At 61.0% G+C, this 17,981-nt stretch carries 18 protein-coding genes and 1 pseudogene; 10 read left to right on the top strand and 9 right to left on the bottom strand.

Annotation, left to right across the window (positions count from 1 at the left end; translation table 11 throughout):
* Window positions 1-17 precede the first annotated feature (17 nt).
* From HGP14_RS17505 to HGP14_RS17525, 5 genes and pseudogenes are all read left to right on the top strand, one after another.
* Window positions 18-1,986, top strand: a pseudogene (locus HGP14_RS17505) (FUSC family protein).
* A gap of 57 nt (window positions 1,987-2,043) precedes the next feature.
* Window positions 2,044-2,874, top strand: coding sequence for an RNA methyltransferase (locus HGP14_RS17510; RefSeq protein ID WP_168831128.1), 831 nt, complete (start codon window positions 2,044-2,046; stop codon window positions 2,872-2,874).
* Window positions 2,855-3,658 carry a glutamate racemase gene (murI, locus tag HGP14_RS17515; RefSeq protein ID WP_168831129.1) on the top strand — a complete coding sequence of 268 codons (804 nt, stop codon included), beginning with the start codon at window positions 2,855-2,857 and terminating at the stop codon, window positions 3,656-3,658. Before HGP14_RS17510 ends, murI begins: the two co-directional genes overlap by 20 nt.
* A gap of 75 nt (window positions 3,659-3,733) precedes the next feature.
* A complete protein-coding gene (locus HGP14_RS17520; protein ID WP_168831130.1) occupies window positions 3,734-4,060 on the top strand; it encodes an MmcQ/YjbR family DNA-binding protein in 327 nt (108 codons plus the stop codon).
* Between the two features lie 156 nt (window positions 4,061-4,216).
* Window positions 4,217-5,731, top strand: coding sequence for an ATP-binding protein (locus HGP14_RS17525; RefSeq protein WP_168831131.1), 1,515 nt, complete (start codon window positions 4,217-4,219; stop codon window positions 5,729-5,731).
* A 7-nt stretch (window positions 5,732-5,738) separates the two neighbouring features.
* Here the strand turns inward: HGP14_RS17525 and HGP14_RS17530 are convergent, their stop codons facing one another.
* The gene (locus HGP14_RS17530) at window positions 5,739-6,170 is read right to left on the bottom strand and encodes a TA system VapC family ribonuclease toxin (protein ID WP_168831132.1); all 432 of its coding nucleotides are present in this window, start codon (window positions 6,168-6,170) and stop codon (window positions 5,739-5,741) included.
* Window positions 6,167-6,394 carry a CopG family transcriptional regulator gene (locus HGP14_RS17535; RefSeq protein ID WP_168831133.1) on the bottom strand — a complete coding sequence of 76 codons (228 nt, stop codon included), beginning with the start codon at window positions 6,392-6,394 and terminating at the stop codon, window positions 6,167-6,169. Before HGP14_RS17535 ends, HGP14_RS17530 begins: the two co-directional genes overlap by 4 nt.
* Before the next feature lie 268 nt (window positions 6,395-6,662).
* On the opposite strand from HGP14_RS17535, the gene rpsD reads away from it, so the two are divergent.
* The 4 genes from rpsD (at window position 6,663) to HGP14_RS17555 (ending at window position 10,075) form a co-directional block, all read left to right on the top strand.
* Window positions 6,663-7,280 (top strand): 30S ribosomal protein S4, encoded by a 618-nt coding sequence (gene rpsD / locus HGP14_RS17540; protein WP_168831134.1) that lies wholly within the window; start codon window positions 6,663-6,665, stop codon window positions 7,278-7,280.
* A 69-nt stretch (window positions 7,281-7,349) separates the two neighbouring features.
* Window positions 7,350-8,279, top strand: coding sequence for a glutaminase (locus HGP14_RS17545; protein ID WP_168831135.1), 930 nt, complete (start codon window positions 7,350-7,352; stop codon window positions 8,277-8,279).
* Between the two features lie 59 nt (window positions 8,280-8,338).
* Window positions 8,339-9,220 carry a tRNA 2-thiocytidine(32) synthetase TtcA gene (ttcA, locus tag HGP14_RS17550; RefSeq protein ID WP_168831136.1) on the top strand — a complete coding sequence of 294 codons (882 nt, stop codon included), beginning with the start codon at window positions 8,339-8,341 and terminating at the stop codon, window positions 9,218-9,220.
* Between the two features lie 30 nt (window positions 9,221-9,250).
* Window positions 9,251-10,075, top strand: a complete 825-nt coding sequence (locus HGP14_RS17555; protein ID WP_168831137.1) for an inositol monophosphatase family protein — start codon at window positions 9,251-9,253, stop codon at window positions 10,073-10,075.
* Window positions 10,076-10,106: 31 nt separating this feature from the next.
* On the opposite strand, the gene HGP14_RS17560 is transcribed toward HGP14_RS17555, so the two are convergent.
* The 4 genes from HGP14_RS17560 to HGP14_RS17575 all read right to left on the bottom strand — a co-directional run bounded on the left by HGP14_RS17560 (window position 10,107) and on the right by HGP14_RS17575 (window position 13,474).
* A complete protein-coding gene (locus HGP14_RS17560; RefSeq protein ID WP_168831138.1) occupies window positions 10,107-11,387 on the bottom strand; it encodes a multidrug effflux MFS transporter in 1,281 nt (426 codons plus the stop codon).
* A 33-nt stretch (window positions 11,388-11,420) separates the two neighbouring features.
* Window positions 11,421-12,626 carry a multidrug effflux MFS transporter gene (locus HGP14_RS17565; protein WP_168831300.1) on the bottom strand — a complete coding sequence of 402 codons (1,206 nt, stop codon included), beginning with the start codon at window positions 12,624-12,626 and terminating at the stop codon, window positions 11,421-11,423.
* Between the two features lie 140 nt (window positions 12,627-12,766).
* Window positions 12,767-13,102: a Grx4 family monothiol glutaredoxin gene (gene grxD, locus HGP14_RS17570; RefSeq protein ID WP_168831139.1), complete on the bottom strand. Its 336-nt coding sequence runs from the start codon at window positions 13,100-13,102 to the stop codon at window positions 12,767-12,769.
* 147 nt (window positions 13,103-13,249) lie between these two features.
* On the bottom strand, window positions 13,250-13,474 hold the full coding sequence (locus HGP14_RS17575; protein ID WP_168831140.1) for a hypothetical protein: 225 nt from the start codon (window positions 13,472-13,474) through the stop codon (window positions 13,250-13,252).
* A gap of 155 nt (window positions 13,475-13,629) precedes the next feature.
* On the opposite strand from HGP14_RS17575, the gene HGP14_RS17580 reads away from it, so the two are divergent.
* Window positions 13,630-14,781, top strand: a complete 1,152-nt coding sequence (locus tag HGP14_RS17580) for a hypothetical protein (RefSeq protein ID WP_168831141.1) — start codon at window positions 13,630-13,632, stop codon at window positions 14,779-14,781.
* Between the two features lie 19 nt (window positions 14,782-14,800).
* On the opposite strand, the gene HGP14_RS17585 is transcribed toward HGP14_RS17580, so the two are convergent.
* The 3 genes from HGP14_RS17585 to HGP14_RS17595 all read right to left on the bottom strand — a co-directional run bounded on the left by HGP14_RS17585 (window position 14,801) and on the right by HGP14_RS17595 (window position 17,961).
* Entirely contained in the window at window positions 14,801-15,034 is a 234-nt protein-coding gene (locus HGP14_RS17585; RefSeq protein WP_007789538.1) for a BolA/IbaG family iron-sulfur metabolism protein, read from the bottom strand.
* 20 nt (window positions 15,035-15,054) lie between these two features.
* The gene (purL, locus tag HGP14_RS17590) at window positions 15,055-17,289 is read right to left on the bottom strand and encodes a phosphoribosylformylglycinamidine synthase subunit PurL (RefSeq protein WP_168831142.1); all 2,235 of its coding nucleotides are present in this window, start codon (window positions 17,287-17,289) and stop codon (window positions 15,055-15,057) included.
* A gap of 126 nt (window positions 17,290-17,415) precedes the next feature.
* A complete protein-coding gene (locus HGP14_RS17595) occupies window positions 17,416-17,961 on the bottom strand; it encodes an acyloxyacyl hydrolase (protein WP_409527087.1) in 546 nt (181 codons plus the stop codon).
* Window positions 17,962-17,981: the final 20 nt, after the last annotated feature.

The following is a 17,981-nucleotide window of genomic DNA, read 5'->3' on the forward strand; positions in this document are numbered from 1 at the left end:
CATGAAAGGTGTCCACATTGTTTTCCGGCTTTGACTTTCGCGATTGGCTTCTTGCCAATGATCCGGCGCTTTCCCGGCTTCGCATGGCATCGCGGGTAACGATGACGGTCGTCTTTTCCACCGTCATCCTGATTGCCTTCCATTTTCTGGTCACACCGCTGCCGCAGGTCGCTTATGGTCTCGGGATCGTGCTTTCGGTCGAAGGGGGCGTCGCCGTGCGCGACAAGGGCTATTCGCGCCAGCTCGGCTGCTCGGCTGCATAGTCAGTCTCGTGGCGCTCGGCATCGCGGCAGGCCTCGAAGAGCACCGCTACCTGTCGGACGCCGTCTTTCTTGTGGTGATCCTGCTGGCGACATCGAGCCGGGTGTTCGGGCCGCGCGGTCATGCGATCGGCATGTTTGCGTTTTTTTCCTATTTCATGGGGTCTTATTTCCACCCGAAGCTCGACGAGTTGCCGCTGATTGCGATCGGGCCAGTCGTTTCCGCCGTCACCGGACATGTCGTGTCAGTCCTCATGTTGCCCGACAACTGGCGGAGCGACCTCCTGAGGTCGCTGGAAAGCGTGCAGGGAAGGGTCAATCAGATCCTTTTCAAGCTTGCGGCGCTCGCCTCGGAGGGCTTTGTTCAAGAGAGCGACCGGCAGGAGCTGCGGCAGCTCGAGGAGCGGTTGAAGGAAGTGGTTCTGATGGCGGAAAGCTTCCTTCCGCGACCGCCCAGCGGCGTGTTCGACGGCGGAGCGGATCCCGCTGAAGAACTGGCCGTGCGATTGTTCGACCTGCATCTCGCTGCCGAGAGCGCCATCGTTCTCACCCTGCAGAAGCCGCCGGATTTTGCACTGGTCCACACTGTGATCGAAGGCCGAGAGAACACGCAGACGGATGGGTTGGCAGATGGGACGACAAGGCGGCAGTGGAAACGCGCCGCGCGCTCTTGTGGCTCGGGCAGGCCAAGCATCAGTTGGCGAAGACAATCGAGGAAGGCCGAATTTCGGGATTTGCAACGATCGATGCGGCCAGCGGGAAGCCGGCTGCCCCGGCGATCGATTTTTCGCTCCGGAACCCACTGATCAAAGCGTCGCTGCAGATCACGCTTGCTTCAGCACTTGCGATGGCATTCGGGCTCATACTGTCGCGCGAACGCTGGTTCTGGGCGGTGCTTGCGTCCTTCCTCGTCTTCATCAACACGAATTCGCGCGGCGACACGGCCATGAAAGCACTGCAGCGGTCGCTGGGGACACTGTCCGGCATTGCCATCGGGCTCGCACTTGCGACGTTGCTTTCCGGTCATCAGGCGATTGCCGTTCCCGTCGCTGTCCTCTGCATTTTCCTCGGGTTCTATTTCCTGTCGGTTTCCTACGCGATGATGACGTTCTTCGTATCGATTGTGCTTTGTCTGGTTTACGGGTTGACCGGCGCACTGACGCTCGATCTGCTGCGGTTGCGTATCGGGGAAACGCTGATCGGGGTGCTCGCGGGGACGGCCGTCGCATTTCTGGTGTTTCCCGCGCGAACTCGCGGAGCGCTGGATGCGGCCCTGAAGAAATGGTACTCGGCGCTCGATACGCTGCTTGCCGCAGCGCTTAATGGCAAGTCCCGTTTCGAGCTGATCCCGCTTTCGCAAAAACTCGATGCGGCCTATCGCGACCTGACCGTTGCGGCGCGCCCGCTCGGCTCGTCCTGGTCCTTGGTAACGCGGCCGGGCCGGATCAGGCGGACGCTGGCGACTTTTCTGGCCGCGACCTATTGGGCGCGTCTCATGGCCGGGACCTTCGAGGCGGACATTTCGGAAGACGAGGAAATGAGGGCATCGATTGCCGATGCAAGATCGAGGCTCGAAAGGATTTCCGCACGCCGCTCCGAATGCTTCTTTGTCGAGCGGACGGCACCGGCTTCGGCGGGGCGGCATTTACCGCTTTCACGCGGCGGCGCCCGGCTTGCCGCGGAAATGATCGGCGGCATGCTCGACCGGCTTTACCCGCAAGCATAGGCCTTGCCGTTTGCGCTGAGCAAAGCTATTCCGCATTGAAAGCAAGGACGGCGTTTCATGGCAGGCACGAACAGCGATCGTAAACTTCTGGCCGAGGGGCCGGTCATCATTCTGGTGGAGCCCCAAATGGGCGAGAACATCGGCATGGTGGCGCGCGCAATGGCGAATTTCGGCCTTGCGGAGTTGCGCCTCGTCAATCCGCGCGACGGCTGGCCGAACGAGAAGGCGCAGGCCGCGGCCTCCAAAGCCGATCACGTCATCGAAGCCACGAAGGTCTATGACACCCTGGAGCAGGCGGTTGCCGACCTCAATTTCGTCTATGCGACGACAGCGCGCGAGCGAGATGGGTTCAAGCCCGTCCGGTCGCCGGTGGTTGCGGCCGAGACGCTGCGCGCGAAGTTTCGCGCAGGCGAGGGGACCGGCATCCTGTTTGGACGTGAACGCTGGGGGCTGACCAACGAGGAAGTGGCGCTTGCCGACGAGATCGTCACCTTCCCCGTCAATCCTGCCTTTGCCTCGCTGAACATCGCGCAAGCGGTTCTGCTGATGTCCTACGAATGGATGAAATCCGGCATGGAGGATGTCGGAGCGGTGCCGTTTCAGGCGATGTCGCAGACGCAGTCGACCAAGGAACAGCTCTTCGGCCTGTTCGATCAGCTGGAAGAGGCGCTGGATGCGCGCGGTTATTTCCATCCTGCCGGGAAAAAGCCCAAAATGGTGGACAACCTGCGTGCAGTTCTCTCGCGGCGCGCCTTCACGGAACAGGAAATCAGCGTGTTGCGCGGTGTGATCTCCTCCCTCGACCGCTTCTCGCGCAAGTCACCGCGCGGTGGCCGGTTCCCTGCAGACGTCAAGGAACAGCAGAAAGATGACAGCAGCGGCGAATGAGCTGAAACCGGTTCTGGTCTTCGATTCCGGCATCGGGGGGCTCACCGTGCTCCGCGAAGCCCGCGTGCTCATGCCCGAACGCAGTTTCCTTTACGTCGCCGACGATGCCGGATTTCCCTATGGCGGGTGGGAAGAGCAGGCGCTCAAGGAGCGCGTCATCGATCTCTTTGCCAAGCTGCTTGCGGAATACGACCCGGAAGTCTGCATCATTGCTTGCAACACGGCCTTCACCCTGGTCGGCGCCGATCTTCGCGCAGCTTTCCCGCAGATGACGTTCGTCGGTACGGTGCCGGCGATCAAACCTGCGGCGGAACGGACACGCTCTGGCCTCGTATCGGTGCTCGCCACGCCGGGAACCGTGAAGCGCGCCTATACGCGCGATCTCATCCAGTCCTTCGCGCAGCAGTGCCATGTGCGGCTCGTCGGCTCGGAAAACCTGGCGCGGATGGCGGAAGTCTACATTCGCGGAGATGCCGTTTCCGACGACGCAGTCTATGCCGAGATCGACCAATGCTTCGTCGAGAAGGACGGCCGCAAGACCGATATTGTCGTGCTGGCCTGCACGCATTACCCGTTCATGGCCAATGTCTTTCGCCGCCTGGCGCCTTGGCCGGTGGACTGGCTTGACCCCGCGGAAGCCATTGCAAGGCGCGCCCGCAGCCTCGTGCCGCACGTCGCCGAGGCGGTTCATCCCGATGGCTTCGACTTCGCAGTGTTCACCTCCGGCAATCCAGACTTCGCCACGCGGCGGCTGATACAGGGCTTCGGGCTGAAGGTCGGCTGAGAGATGCTCGACGCTTCCGGGAAGCAATCGTGATAGCATGGCTCCGACGAACGGATCAGCGTCGGAGATAGTGCAATGGCGACGGGCGAGGACTTGCGGCGTATCGCGCTCTCTCTGGAGGGTACGGTGGAGGCCCCGCACTTCGACCGCATGGCATTCAAGGTCGCGCGGAACTACGTCACGCTCGCCGCCGACAGCCGGACGGCGAACTTCAAGTTCACGCCCGACGAACAGCAGTTCAAATGCATGATGCTGCCGGAGGCGTTCTCGCCGGTGCCGAATGCCTGGGGCAGGCAGGGCTGGACGACTGCCGATCTGTCGCGGCTGGCCGAGGAGGATCTCGAGAATGCTTTGCGCATGGCCTGGGAGCGTGCTCAACCCAGAAAGCCAGCGCGGCGATGAAGTCCGGACGGCGTGGCCGGCCTAAATGTCCGCATTCGCTGTGGGTTTTAGAAATGTAAGGGCGAAATGCTGGGAAATCTTTGATAGACGGGAGCGCGCCGTTTCAGGACAATGGCGCTCCGCATCATTGAGTCTCAGCTGAGTAGGATCGTCGCATTGCAGGTTGGTATCGATATGGGAATGGCGTCCGGCAACAGCCCGGCGACGCTCGATATCGAGGAGTTGCTGGCGACCCGCCTTCTCGTGCAGGGCAATTCCGGTTCCGGTAAGTCGCATCTGCTGCGGCGGCTGCTCGAGCAGTCTGCGCCATGGGTGCAGCAGGTCGTCATCGATCCGGAAGGCGATTTCGTCACACTTAGCGACCGGTTCGGCCATGTGGTCGTCGACGGCGAGCGGACCGAGGCGGAGCTTGCGGGCATCGCCAATCGCATCCGTCAGCACCGGGTCTCTTGCGTACTGACGCTCGAAGGCCTTGATCTCGAAGAGCAGATGCGTGCGGCGGCGGCCTTTCTCAACGGCATGTTCGATGCCGATCGCGAATATTGGTATCCGGTTCTGGTTGTTGTTGATGAAGCGCAGATGTTTGCGCCATCGGTCGGGGGCGATGTTTCGGAAGATGCGCGCAAGATGTCGCTCGGCGCGATGACGAACCTGATGTGCCGCGGCCGAAAGCGGGGGCTCGCCGGAGTGATCGCCACCCAGCGTCTGGCGAAGCTTGCCAAGAACGTTGCGGCGGAGGCTTCGAACTTCCTGATGGGCCGCACCTTTCTCGATATCGACATGGCGCGCGCCGCCGACCTTCTCGGCATGGATCGCCGTCAGGCCGAAATGTTCCGCGATCTGAAGCGCGGGAATTTCGTAGCGCTTGGTCCGGCGCTGTCGCGGCGTCCGCTGCCGATCGAGATCGGCGCGGTCGAGACCTCGGCCCGTTCCAACAGCCCGAAGCTGATGCCGCTGCCGGATGCGCCGCAGGATGTCGAAGACCTGATCTTCACGCCGGACCCCGAGGAATTTCAGCGGCCGCTCGTTCGCCGCGCGCCGCCAGCGCCACGTCCGACGACCGACATTCTGGCCGAGCTTTCCCGCTCGGCGCCTGCCGCGACCACCGCGCCGGTTGAACCGCGCGCGAGCCAGCCGGAGCTTTCCGCCGAAGAGCGCGAGGAACGCTTGTCGGGCGTGCTGGCTGAAATCCTCGATGATCCCGCGTCGGGTTTCCGGACAGATTCGGTGCTCTACCAGGAATTCCTGGTGCGCCTGCGCATGCGCCGCGTGCCCGGGCCGCCGATCTCCTTGCCCGATTTCCGCCGGCGTGTTGCGATCTCGCGCTCCGGCGTCGATGCTGCGACTGCCGCAACCGATGCCTGGGCGACAGCTCTGTCGCTGTCGGCGACGGTGACCGATGATCTGCAGGGCGTCTTCCTGATGCTCGCCAAGGCCGCGGTCTGCGGCGAGCCGTGCCCGTCGGACGCCCGCATTGCCCGTGCCTACGGCACGCACTCGGCGCGTCGGGCGCGCCGTCTTCTCGGTTATTTCGAGGAACAGGGGACGATCGTCGTGCACACGGATTTCACCGGCAAGCGCATCGTGGCTTTCCCGGACATGAACTGCCAGACGGCGCCGGGTGACGCGAATGCACCGGATGAGGGCGATGCGCGACACGCGGCGGAATGATCCGCAGCTAAGCTTCAATCAGATGGAGGGCTTCGGCACCACCAATGACGGCGTCGGTATTAATGCGTCGGTCGAACGTGGCAAGGTAGCCGCCATACCGGACTGCCAAGCCTAACAGATATGTATCTGTTATCTGTCGGGACGACAGTAACCGATTTGGTCTGAAAAAGCGGGGATCTAAGATACTGACCGCCTCCGGCCAAAACTCATATCGTGGAAGAAATTTTAGCTCGGCTAGCATTTCCACAACAACAGCCGGAGAATTCGTACTGTTGGGGTACCGGGAATTGGCAACAATTCTTACCAGTCCGTTTTCTGTAATCGCGCATGTTGCCCAGCTATCCTGAGAGCTTTCGAGCCAGCGATGTGCGGCATTGTGATGTTCGTGATAGCGATCAACAAGTGCTATCAACACATTTACATCCAATAGATAGCTCACAAATCCTCATCCCTCAGGGCATTGACGATTTCCATTGTAACAGCCCTTCCATTTGGACGTTTCGGCAGGAGAGGTATGCCATTGCGCGTCTCCCAAGGACGAGCCTCTTCGAGTGAGCGCCGTGCCAAGGTGGAAATAACCTCGTCGACGCTCTTATGCTGCCGTTCAGCCATCGCTTTTGCAGCTTCGAAGACATCGTCGTCGATCGCCAAGGTCGCTTTCATGAGCATTCTCCATTATTCCGAATGGAATATAGCGACAAACACCATACTTCTCAACGCATTGCGCTGTTGACATTTTCACGACGAACCCATAAACACCGCGCCAGCACCGGGCAGAGATGTCCGGTGTTTCATTTGACATGTCCCGTGGATTTGTCCTGTTCGCGTAACCGGATGATCCTGTCGGGCTTTCGAGAGAAAGCCAAAGGAGGGCGTGTTTCCTTCACGCGGTTTGGCAACGAACCGTCCTAACATTCTGAAAGGAAATACGATGAGCAAGCGCGAATCGTCCAAGTACAAGATTGACCGCCGTATGGGCGAAAACATCTGGGGCCGTCCGAAGTCCCCGGTGAACCGCCGCGAATACGGCCCGGGCCAGCATGGTCAGCGCCGCAAGGGCAAGCTTTCGGACTTCGGTGTGCAGCTGCGCGCCAAGCAGAAGCTGAAGGGTTACTACGGTGACCTGCGCGAAAAGCAGTTCCGTGCGATCTACGACGAAGCCAACCGCGTCAAGGGCAATACGGCTGAAAAGCTGATTGGCCTTCTGGAGTCGCGTCTCGACGCGATCGTCTATCGCGCCAAGTTCGTTCCGACCGTTTTCGCTGCCCGCCAGTTCGTCAACCACGGCCACGTGACCGTGAACGGCGTCCGCGTCAACATCGGCTCTTACCGTTGCAAGGCCGGCGACGTTATCGAAGTTCGCCAGAAGTCGAAGCAGCTCGTTACGGTTCTGGAATCCGTTAGCCTCGCTGAGCGCGACGTTCCGGACTACATCGAAGTTGATCACAACAAGATGGTTGCGACCTTCGCACGCGTTCCTACGCTCTCCGACGTACCGTATCCGGTCGTCATGGAGCCGCATCTGGTGGTCGAATTCTATTCGCGTTAATCAGAGCGAGACGTTCGCATACGGAAAAGCCGCCTTCAGGGGCGGCTTTTTTGTCTCTGGAGAGAAGCCATGGTGGATTTGCAGGCAGTCCTCGACAGCATCTACAAGGATCTGACGCCCCGCATCGGCGAAGGCACGGTCGCGGATTACATTCCGGAACTGGCCAAGGTCGATCCGAAGCAATTCGGCATGGCGATCGTCACGGTCGACGGGAACATCTATCGCGTCGGCGACGCGGCCGTGCCGTTCTCCATCCAGAGCATTTCCAAGGTCTTCATGCTGACGCTGGCTCTCGGCAAGGTAGGCGAGGGGCTGTGGAAGCGGGTCGGCCGCGAGCCGTCGGGTTCGTCCTTCAACTCCATCGTGCAGCTCGAGCACGAGCACGGGATCCCGCGCAACCCATTCATCAATGCCGGCGCGATTGCCGTCACCGACGTCGTCATGGCCGGCCACGCGCCGCGCGAGGCAATCGGCGAATTGCTGCGCTTTGTACGCTACCTTGCCGACGACGAGTCGGTGACGATCGACGACAAGGTGGCGAAGTCCGAAACGCAGACCGGCTACCGCAACTTCGCGCTCGCCAATTTCATGCGCGCCTACAGGAATATCGATCATCCTGTCGAGCATGTGCTCGGTGTCTATTTCCACCAGTGCGCTCTGGCGATGACATGCGAGCAGCTTGCGAAAGCGGGACTGTTTCTCGCTGCACGCGGGAGCAATCCGATGACCGGGCATTCGGTCGTTTCGCCGAAGCGGGCGCGGCGCATCAATGCGCTGATGTTGATGTGCGGGCACTATGACGGTTCAGGCGACTTTGCCTATCATGTCGGCCTGCCCGGCAAGAGCGGCGTCGGCGGCGGCATCTTTGCGGTGGCGCCGAGGATTGCGTCGATCGCGGTCTGGTCGCCTGGTTTGAACAAGGTCGGCAACTCGCAGCTTGGCTCGCTGGCGCTCGAAATGCTGGCGGCGCGCACCGGCTGGTCGGTTTTCGGCGATTGATGCTGTGTATGCCTCTGGCTTTCTGCTAAGGCAGGGCCGTAGCTGATTTGGATGGGACCATGAACATCGCAGCGAATATTGCGGATGATTTTGACACGCGCGAGGATGGCTCGATCGGCCATGCGCTCTTTGCCGATGCGCCGCGTTCCGTCTCGTTCAACAAGTTGCGCAAGCGCCTGCTCCGCCAAGTGCGTCAGGCTTTCGACGATTTCGACATGCTGAAGGGCCAGAAGCGCTGGCTGATCGGCCTTTCGGGCGGCAAGGATTCCTACGGGCTGCTGGCGCTGCTTCTCGACCTGCAATGGCGCGGCCTTCTGCCGGTGGAACTGATTGCCTGCAATCTTGATCAGGGCCAGCCGAATTTTCCGAAGCATGTGCTGCCGGACTACCTGACCAAGATCGGCGTCAAGCACCGCATCGAATACCGTGACACCTATTCGATCGTGAAGGAGAAGGTGCCGGAGGGCGCAACCTATTGCTCGCTCTGTTCGCGTCTTCGCCGCGGCAATCTTTACCGTATTGCCAAGGAAGAGGGCTGTGATGCACTGGTTCTCGGCCATCACCGCGAGGATATCCTCGAAACCTTCTTCATGAACTTCTTTCACGGCGGGCGGCTTGCCTCGATGCCGGCAAAGCTGCTCAACGATGAGGGCAACCTCATGGTACTGAGGCCGCTCGCCTATTGCGCCGAAGACGACATGGCGAAATTTGCGGCGGCGATGCAGTTTCCGATCATACCCTGCGATCTCTGTGGTTCGCAGGACGGCCTGCAGCGTAACGCGATGAAGGACATGCTTGCCGATATCGAGCGGCGCATGCCGGGCCGCAAGGACACGATGCTGCGAGCGCTCGCGCATGTGAACCCCTCGCACCTGCTCGATCCGAAGCTTTTCGATTTTTCGAGCCTGACGGTCACAGAAGTGTCGCCAAAGGGCGAGTAACTGGACGCTCCTCCCAAGCAAGGAAATGCCATGACTTCGACAGTTGATGTGACGACGCTAGCCGATCTCCTGCGGCGGGCGGCGAAGGCCGAGATATTGCCGCGCTTCCGGCGGCTCGGAAGCGGCGATGTTCGCGTCAAGACCGAGGCGACCGATCTCGTCACGGAAGCCGACGAGCAGGCCGAGCGGATGATGAAGGCGGAGGCCGCGCGGCTCTGGCCGCAAGCGGTGTTCATCGGCGAGGAGTCGGTCGCGGCCGACCCGGCGCTGCTCGAAAAGCTGCAGGGAGCCGAGCTTGCGATCGTCGTCGATCCGGTCGATGGCACGTTCAATTTCGCCTCCGGGATTCCCGCCTTCGGGGTCATGGCGTCGGTGGTGTCGCGGGGCGAAACCGTTGCCGGCATCATCTATGACCCGATGGGTGACGATTGGGTGATGGCGGAAAAGGGCGGCGGTGCCTGGCTGCGGCGGCCGGAAGGCGAGGCGGAGCGGCTTTCCGTGGCGGCTCCGGTTCCGCTGGAACAAATGGTCGGCATGGCATCGGTCGGTTATCTGCAAAAGGAGCGGCGTGCGGAAATCCTAGCAAACCTCGCGAAGGTTCGCTTCCTTGCGAACTACCGCTGCGCAGCGCATGAATACCGGACATTTGCGTCGGGGCACGTGCACTACCTCATGTACAACAAGCTGATGCCCTGGGACCATCTGGCGGGCACGCTGATCTGCCAGGAGGCGGGCGCCTACGCGGCGCGCTTCGATGGAACGCCCTACCTGCCGCACCATGTCGACGGCGGATTGCTAGTCGCGGCGGACAGGGCGTCCTGGGAGCTGCTGCGGCGCGAGGTCTTCACCATCTAAAAGAAAGCCCGCCAGATCGGCGGGCTTTCTTTTAGAAGTGTGCGGCGCCCGGCTCGAGCTGCGGGCTGTCGCCGGGGTGGGTGAAGAGCTTGCCCTTCTCAGCCCATAGCGTCGCCACGATGCTGATCGCACCGAAGACAGCGAAGCCGCCGAAAAGCGGCTGAACGGTCCCGTTGAAAAGCTGGCCAACGGTGCCGCCGAGCAACGCTCCGACGGTCGTCGAGACGAAGCCGGTGATGGCGGTTGCCGTGCCCGCAAGGTTGCCCATCGGCTCCAGGCTGATCGCCGTGAAGTTGGTCGCGATGACCGCAAACATCATCAGCAGGACCGAGAACAGAGCGTAGTCTAGCGCGAAATTGACGCTGGTATCGAGCGCCATGACATAGCCGAAAGCCGAAACGATCGTGAAGAGAACCATCGCGGTGTGCGAGATGCGGCGCATGCCGAAGACGCGGACAAAGAAGCCGTTGGCGAAGTTAGCGACCGCAATGCCGCCCGCCGTTGCCGCGAACGCGATCGGCAACCAGTCGCCGAGGCCATAGACCTCGCCGAAGACCTGCTGGACAGAGATCACATAGGCACTGATGACGCCCGTGAACATCGTCAGGCCGATCATGTAGCCGCAGGTGACGCGGTTGGTGAGGACGGTTCTGAAACCGTCGACGACCGAGCCGATGGAGAGCGGCATGCGCTCGTCCTCAGGCAGCGACTCCTTGAGACGCAGCAGCGCCCAGACGAAGAGGATCGAGCCGACGATGCCGAGCAGAATGAAGATCCAGTGCCAGTCGGCGTAGGTGATGATCAACTGGCCAACGGAGGGCGCGACGATCGGTACGATCATGAAAACGATCATCACAAAGGACATGACGCGCGCCATTTCGCGGCCACCGAAGCAATCGCGCACGATCGACATCGTGGTGATGCGGACCGCTGCGCCGCCGATGCCCTGGATGAAGCGCATGACGAGCAGCATGTGGAAGCTGCTGGTCCAGGCAGCGGCGAACATGGCGACGACATAGACGGCCATGCCGCCAAGCAGGATCTTGCGGCGGCCGAAAGTATCGGAGAGCGTGCCGAAGGCGATCTGCGAGATGCCGAAGCCGAAGAAGAAGACGCCGATGACCAGCTGCGCGTCATTGGTGCTCATCACGCCCAGCGAATGGCCGATGGCAGGCAGCGCCGGCAGCATGCTGTCGATCGCCATGGCGATGCTGGCAGTCATGATGGCGATCGTGATCACAAATTCCGCAAAGCCCATGCCGATCCTGCTGGAGCCCTGATTTTCAATATGCGGCTTATGCTGCGGCGTCATTTCTGAAATCCTGTCATTGTAAAAATGGCCCGCTCAGGCAGGCGAGTTTTGCGGCTGAAACAGAAGACCTTTTTCCGCGATGAGGACGAATACGAGCCCGATAATCGACACGGTGAAATAGCCGGCAACCATCGGCAGCGCAGTGCCGTCGTAGGCCTGGCCGATACCTGCTCCGATGATTGCCCCACCGACCGTGCTCATGAAACCGAGAACGGAGGAGGCGGTGCCTGCCACATGACCCAGCGGTTCCATTGCTAGCGAGTTGAAGTTCGAGCCGATCCAGCCGAAATGGAACATCGCAAGGCCGAAGAAGGTGATGAAGAGGAAGAAGGGCATCGGTTCAGAGCTCGACACCTGCACGATCATCCAGATGGTGTTGACGGTGAGGAAGCCGAGCAACGATGCATGCGACAGGCGCCGCATGCCGAATTTGCCGACGAAGCGCGAGTTCAGGAAGGACGATATCGACATGAAGGCTGCAACACCGGCGAAGGCGAAGGGAAAATAGACGCCAAGATCGTAGATGCCGACGTAGATCTGCTGGGCGGAATTGATGAAGCCGAACAGCGAGCCGAAAATGAAGGTGGTGGCGAGCGTGTAGCAGAGCGCGATGCGGTTCGTCAGGACAAGCTTGAAGCCGCCAAGCACGGAGCGGGCGGTAAAGGGCCGGACGTTGCGCGGATCGAGTGTTTCCGGCAGGCGTAGATAGGCCCAGACGCCGATCATGGCCGCCAACGCGGCGATGAACACGAAGATCATGTGCCAGCTAGCAAAGAGCATGATGACCTGGCCGCTACCCGGCGCGATGACCGGGACGATCATGAAAACCATCATGATCAGCGACATGACCTCTGCCATCTGCCGGCCGCCGTAGATGTCGCGGACGATCGAAATCGTGATGACGCGCGTTGCGGCCGACCCGATGCCCTGGATGAGGCGCAACGCGAGCAAGCCGGCGAAAGACGGAATGAAAGCGATTCCAATCGCCGATGCGATATAGATCACCAAACCGATGAGAAGCGGCAGGCGGCGGCCGAAACGGTCGGAAAGCGGCCCGAAAAGAAGCTGGGCGCCGCCGAAACCGAGGAGATAGGCAGAGACGACGAATTGACGATGGTTTTCGCTCTCGACGCCCAGATTGGCGCCGATTTGCTGCAGAGCCGGCAGCATGATGTCGATCGCCAGCGAATTGGTCGCCATCAGGAAGGCCGCAAGCGCGATAAATTCACGCTTGCCCATGGGCTTCTGGCCCGCGGACACGGCTTGTGATGAATGTGTCACAATGCAATTCCCATAAACAGGTCAAGGCGCTGTTCAGCACAGCGCCTCGGACTCAAATTAGAACAAATATGGAAACCGGGCGGACGCCCGGTGACCTGTCAGGCGGCGCCGCGAAGCGCGACGCCTTTTTCCTGGAAGTGCTGCTGCAATTCACCGGCCTGGAACATTTCCCGCACGATGTCGCAGCCGCCGATGAACTCGCCCTTCACATAAAGCTGCGGGATCGTCGGCCAATTCGAATAATCCTTGATGCCCTGGCGGATTTCCGAATCGGCGAGCACATTGACGCCCTTATAATCGACGCCGAGATAGTCGAGAATCTGGACGAGCTGGCCGGAGAAACCGCACTGCGGAAACTGCGGCGTGCCCTTCATGAAAAGGACGACGTCGTTCGTCTTGACTTCGTTGTCGATGAATTCGTTGATACCGCTCATGAGACCTAATCCTTTCAACAGGCGAGTTAAAGGCCCGCCGTTTCAATCGCTAGCCTTAAATAGCATGCGCTGGCTCAAATTCCACCCGCCCCGACCAAAAAAGAACGTGTCTTTTCCGGGACTGCCGCGGCGATAGGAGCTGGAAAACTAGCGGCTGCGCTGCCTGCTGCGGCCGGCGGCGGTGCGCCGCTTGCTGACCTGCTTTCTGGCGGGCTTTGCGGTTGCGGCCTTGCGCGCGAAGCGGCCGGTCGTGGGTGAGCGCGTTTGACGCTTCTTCCGCTTCGTTGCGGTGCGGCCTGTCGTTTTCTTGAGGATCTCCTTGAGCACGCTTTCCACCACGCCACTCACCAGTTCCTTTACGATATCGGCCATGAACCCTCCTGCACCAAAAGCGTTGCCTGGCTATTGAATTCCTGATGCTTTCCGTTAGCAAGCGGCCTTCAGCGCTTCGGAGCTTTTTCCTCCGTATTTCAGATGCATGCGCGATTGCGAATTGGTAAGGCCCGAGCCTGCCGGAAAGATATTTTGTGGAATTGATCAAGAAGAGGGTGGTGCTTCACTTCCCCGGTTTCGAGCCTTTGGATGGCAACGCCCATCGGATGCGTTACGAACGAACGGCGAGCCAGAGCGGAAAAGTCTGGGGCTTCGGGGCAAAGGTCAGCGAATTGAATGCGTTCCACGGGTTCAGCAGCTTCGATGTGGATGCCGCCTCCCACCTGTGGCAGACGGTGAGCAAGGTTCATGTTTTCGATCATGACGTGCTGGTGCAGCACCTTCGGGCGAAGTCGACGGCCAAGCGCATGCTCGACGGCTTTGTCGCCTGCGGACGCATCGTTGCGGACGGCGGATTGGCCGGGTATTTCCGTCATGCGTGGCGCTTCGGTCTTTTCTTCATCTTTCCGTTTCTGCTGATGCTGCTCGGTCTGCTTCTGGCTGTGACGATTGCGCTCGCGCCGGCGGGCTTCGGCCTCCCGGCCTGGCATCTTGCATGGAGCCTGCCGGGGGCTGCGGCCTTCTTCGTCTATCTCTTCCTGCCGTTCGCAGAGCGCTTCTACACGCTGCATCTGTTCTCGGATTGGGAAATGGCGGTTGCGCTCGCCCGGATGGATCGCCCCGAATTCAACGAATGGCTCGAGCGTTGTGCGGCAGCCGTGCGAGAGGCGCTGCGCGAGGAAGCCGACGAATATGTAATCTCGTCGCACAGCATGGGTTCGAGCGCGGCCGCGCACGTGATCGGAGCGCTGCTCGAAAAGGAGCCGGCGATCTTCGAGGGCAAGAAGGTCGTGTTTGCTTCACTCGGTTCGGCAGTGCTGCAATGCGCGCTGCTTTCGTCGGCAAAGACCTTGCGAGCGCGCGTCGGGCTGATCGCGCGTTGCCGATCCGTCTTCTGGCTCGACGTGCAATGCCTGACGGACGCCATTCACTTTTACAAGGTACCGGTTGTTGCGGCGGCGGGACATCCGGACGCGCCGCAGGCGACGATGCAGTTCATCCGCGTCAAGCAGATGCTGACGTCCGATCATTACAGGAAGATCAAGAGGGATTTTCTTCGGGTGCACCGGCAGTATGTGCTGGGACCGGATCTGAAGGCAGCCTTCGACTTCACGCTGCTGACAGCCGGGCCTGTACCCGCCGCTCGTTTCGCCGACGGCGGACTGCAGAAAATGCCCGGCTCGTGACCGGGCTATTCTCGAAGCATCAATCGGGGGCCGATGTCTGCAGCGCCAGCGCATGCAGGATGCCACCCATGTTTCCCTTCAGCGCCTCGTACACCATCTGGTGCTGCTGTACGCGGCTCTTGCCCCGGAAGGCTTCGGCCACGACTTCGGCGGCATAGTGGTCACCGTCGCCAGCGAGGTCGCGGATCGTCACTTTGGCACCGGGGATCCCGGCCTTGATCATGTCTTCGATATCGCCGGGCTTCATTGGCATGATCGTTTACTCCTTGCGCATCATTCCGCAGCGATAACGGCTGCGGCGTCATTCATGAAATCAGGGAACCACGATTCATGGGCGCTGCGCAATTCCTGAATGGATAGCGAGAGCAGATCATCGATAACGAGTTCGCTGCCGGTCACCGTTCCCAGGCGCCGGAAGGGCACGCCAGCACCTTCCGCATTGGCGCAGATGAAGTTGGCGACGTCCGCCTTGACGGCAATGACATAGCGCGCCTGATCCTCGCCGAAGAGGAGCGCGTGCGGGGCGCCTTTGCCTTCGGCAAGCGTGACATGCATGCCCTTGCCCGTTGCCATCGCCATTTCGGCAAGCGCCAGGGCCAGGCCGCCCGAGGAGATGTCATGGCAGGCCGTTGCCTGGCCGTTGCGGATGACCGAGCGGACGAAATCGCCGTTGCGGCGTTCCGCGAAAAGATCGACGTCCGGTGCCGGGCCATCGCTGCTGCCGAGGATGTCGCGCAGATAGATCGAGGAGCCGAGATGGCTGCCGTCGGTTCCGATCAGGATCAACTGATCGCCTTCGGCGGCTCCGCCGATGCGGGCCATCGCCTTCCAGTCGGGCAGTAGGCCGACGCCTGCGATCGTCGGCGTCGGCAGGATCGCGACACCGTTCGTCTCATTGTAGAGCGACACGTTGCCGGAAACGATCGGGAAGTCGAGCGCACGGCAGGCTTCGCCGATGCCCTTCACGGCTTCGACGAACTGGCCCATGATTTCCGGTTTCTCCGGATTGCCGAAATTGAGGTTGTCCGTTGCTGCCAGCGGCTCGGCGCCGGTCGCAGTGATGTTGCGCCAGCATTCGGCGACGGCCTGCTTGCCGCCTTCGAACGGGCAGGCTTCGACGTAACGCGGGGTCACGTCGGACGAGAAGGCAAGCGCCTTGGTCGGGTGGCCCTCGACGCGGACGACGCCCGCATCGCCGCCCGGAAGCTGCAGCGAATTGCCCTGGATCAGCGTGTCGTACTGTTCGTAGACCCAGCGGCGGCTCGACTGGTTCGGCGAGCCGACGAGCTTGAGCAGCGCCTGGCCGTAATCTTCCGGTGCAGCAACGAGTTCCGCGGGAAGGGGAGCGCGCTTGCCGGACTCGCGCCACGGACGGTCGTATTCCGGCGCCTGGTCGCCGAGGTCCTTGATCGGCAGGTTGGCGACTTCCTCGCCCTGATGGACGACGCGGAACCGCAGATCGTCCGTGGTCGTGCCGACGATTGCGAAATCGAGGCCCCACTTGTGGAAGATCGCCTCGGCTTCCTTTTCCTTTTCGGGACGGAGAACCATGAGCATGCGCTCCTGGCTTTCTGAGAGCATCATTTCGTAAGCGGTCATCTGCTCTTCGCGAACCGGAACCTTGTCGAGTTCGAGCAGGATGCCGAGGTCGCCCTTGGCGCCCATTTCGACCGCAGAGCAGGTGAGGCCGGCGGCCCCCATGTCCTGAATGGCGATGACGGCTCCGGTCTGCATCAGCTCAAGGCAGGCTTCGAGCAGGCACTTCTCGGTGAAGGGGTCGCCGACCTGAACCGTCGGGCGCTTTTCCTCGATCGATTCGTCGAATTCCGCCGAGGCCATCGTCGCGCCGCCGACGCCGTCACGGCCGGTCTTGGCACCGAGATAGACAACCGGAAGGCCGACGCCTTCGGCCTTGGAGTAGAAAATTGCGTTCGACTTCGCGAGACCCGCCGCAAAGGCGTTGACGAGGATGTTGCCGTTGTAGCGTTCATCGAACTCCACCTCGCCGCCGACGGTTGGAACGCCAAAGGAATTTCCGTAGCCGCCGACACCTGAAACGACGCCGGAAACGAGATGGCGGGTCTTCGGATGGTCAGGTTCGCCGAAACGAAGGGCATTCATGGCGGCGACCGGGCGGGCGCCCATGGTAAAGACATCGCGCAGGATGCCGCCGACACCGGTCGCCGCACCCTGATAGGGTTCGATGTAAGACGGGTGGTTGTGGCTCTCCATCTTGAAGACGACGCAATCGCCGTCATCGATATCGACCACGCCGGCATTTTCGCCGGGACCCTGGATGACGCGCGGACCCTTGGTCGGCAGCGTGCGCAGCCATTTTTTCGAGGATTTGTAGGAGCAGTGCTCGTTCCACATGGCCGAGAATATGCCGAGTTCGGTGAACGTCGGCTCGCGCCCGATCAGTTCCAGTATCCGCTGATATTCATCCGGCTTCAGGCCGTGGCTGGCGATGAGTTCGGGGGTGATCGGGCGGGTATTGGATATGGTCATGAGTTCTCGAAAGTCCCTGCCGTTGCGCGTTTGCGGTGTCTTTAGCTTATGTAAGGGCGGCGCGCGACAGGAAAATGCCCGCCGTCAACAAACAGCGGGCGGCAGGCCTTTTAATGCTGCAAGTGCCTAGAATTTGTACCCGAGTTGGACGCCCGCGCGGGTCATGCCCTCATTGGGGCCGTCGCAAAGATTTGCATTCGAGGAATGGGCAACCTGCGCCATGACATTCCAGTGGTTGTCGAAACGGTAGCCCGCGCCGATATACTCGTGGAACAACACGCGGCAGCCGAGCGCGGGGCCATCGTCGTTCTTGTCGAGTTCGCCAGTGTGAATGACGCCGCCGAAACCGGCCTCGGCAAAAAGCTTATCGGTAAAGTTGGCAGTCCAGGAAAAGCCGGTGAAGAACTGGGTCGCTTCACCCTCCGTTCCAATCGACGTACCGAGATGGATACGCGGGCGCACAAGCGTCTGGGTCCAGGTCGTGGCGGAATCGGCACCAAACGGATCGAAAAAGACGGTAACTTCCGGAAAGATGCCGTCTTCCCGCTCGTGGCCGCCCTGGATCGAGGTCGAGGCGCCAAAGCGCAACTCATCGAAGATCTGGTCCTGCGCATAGGCGGATGCCGAGACCTCGGTGATGTCGGCCAGCAGCGCCAACAAGACGATAGCCATGGTACGCAATACCCAGTCGC

The organism is Rhizobium sp. P32RR-XVIII (assembly GCF_012641395.1).
Taxonomy (GTDB): Bacteria; Pseudomonadota; Alphaproteobacteria; order Rhizobiales; family Rhizobiaceae; genus Rhizobium.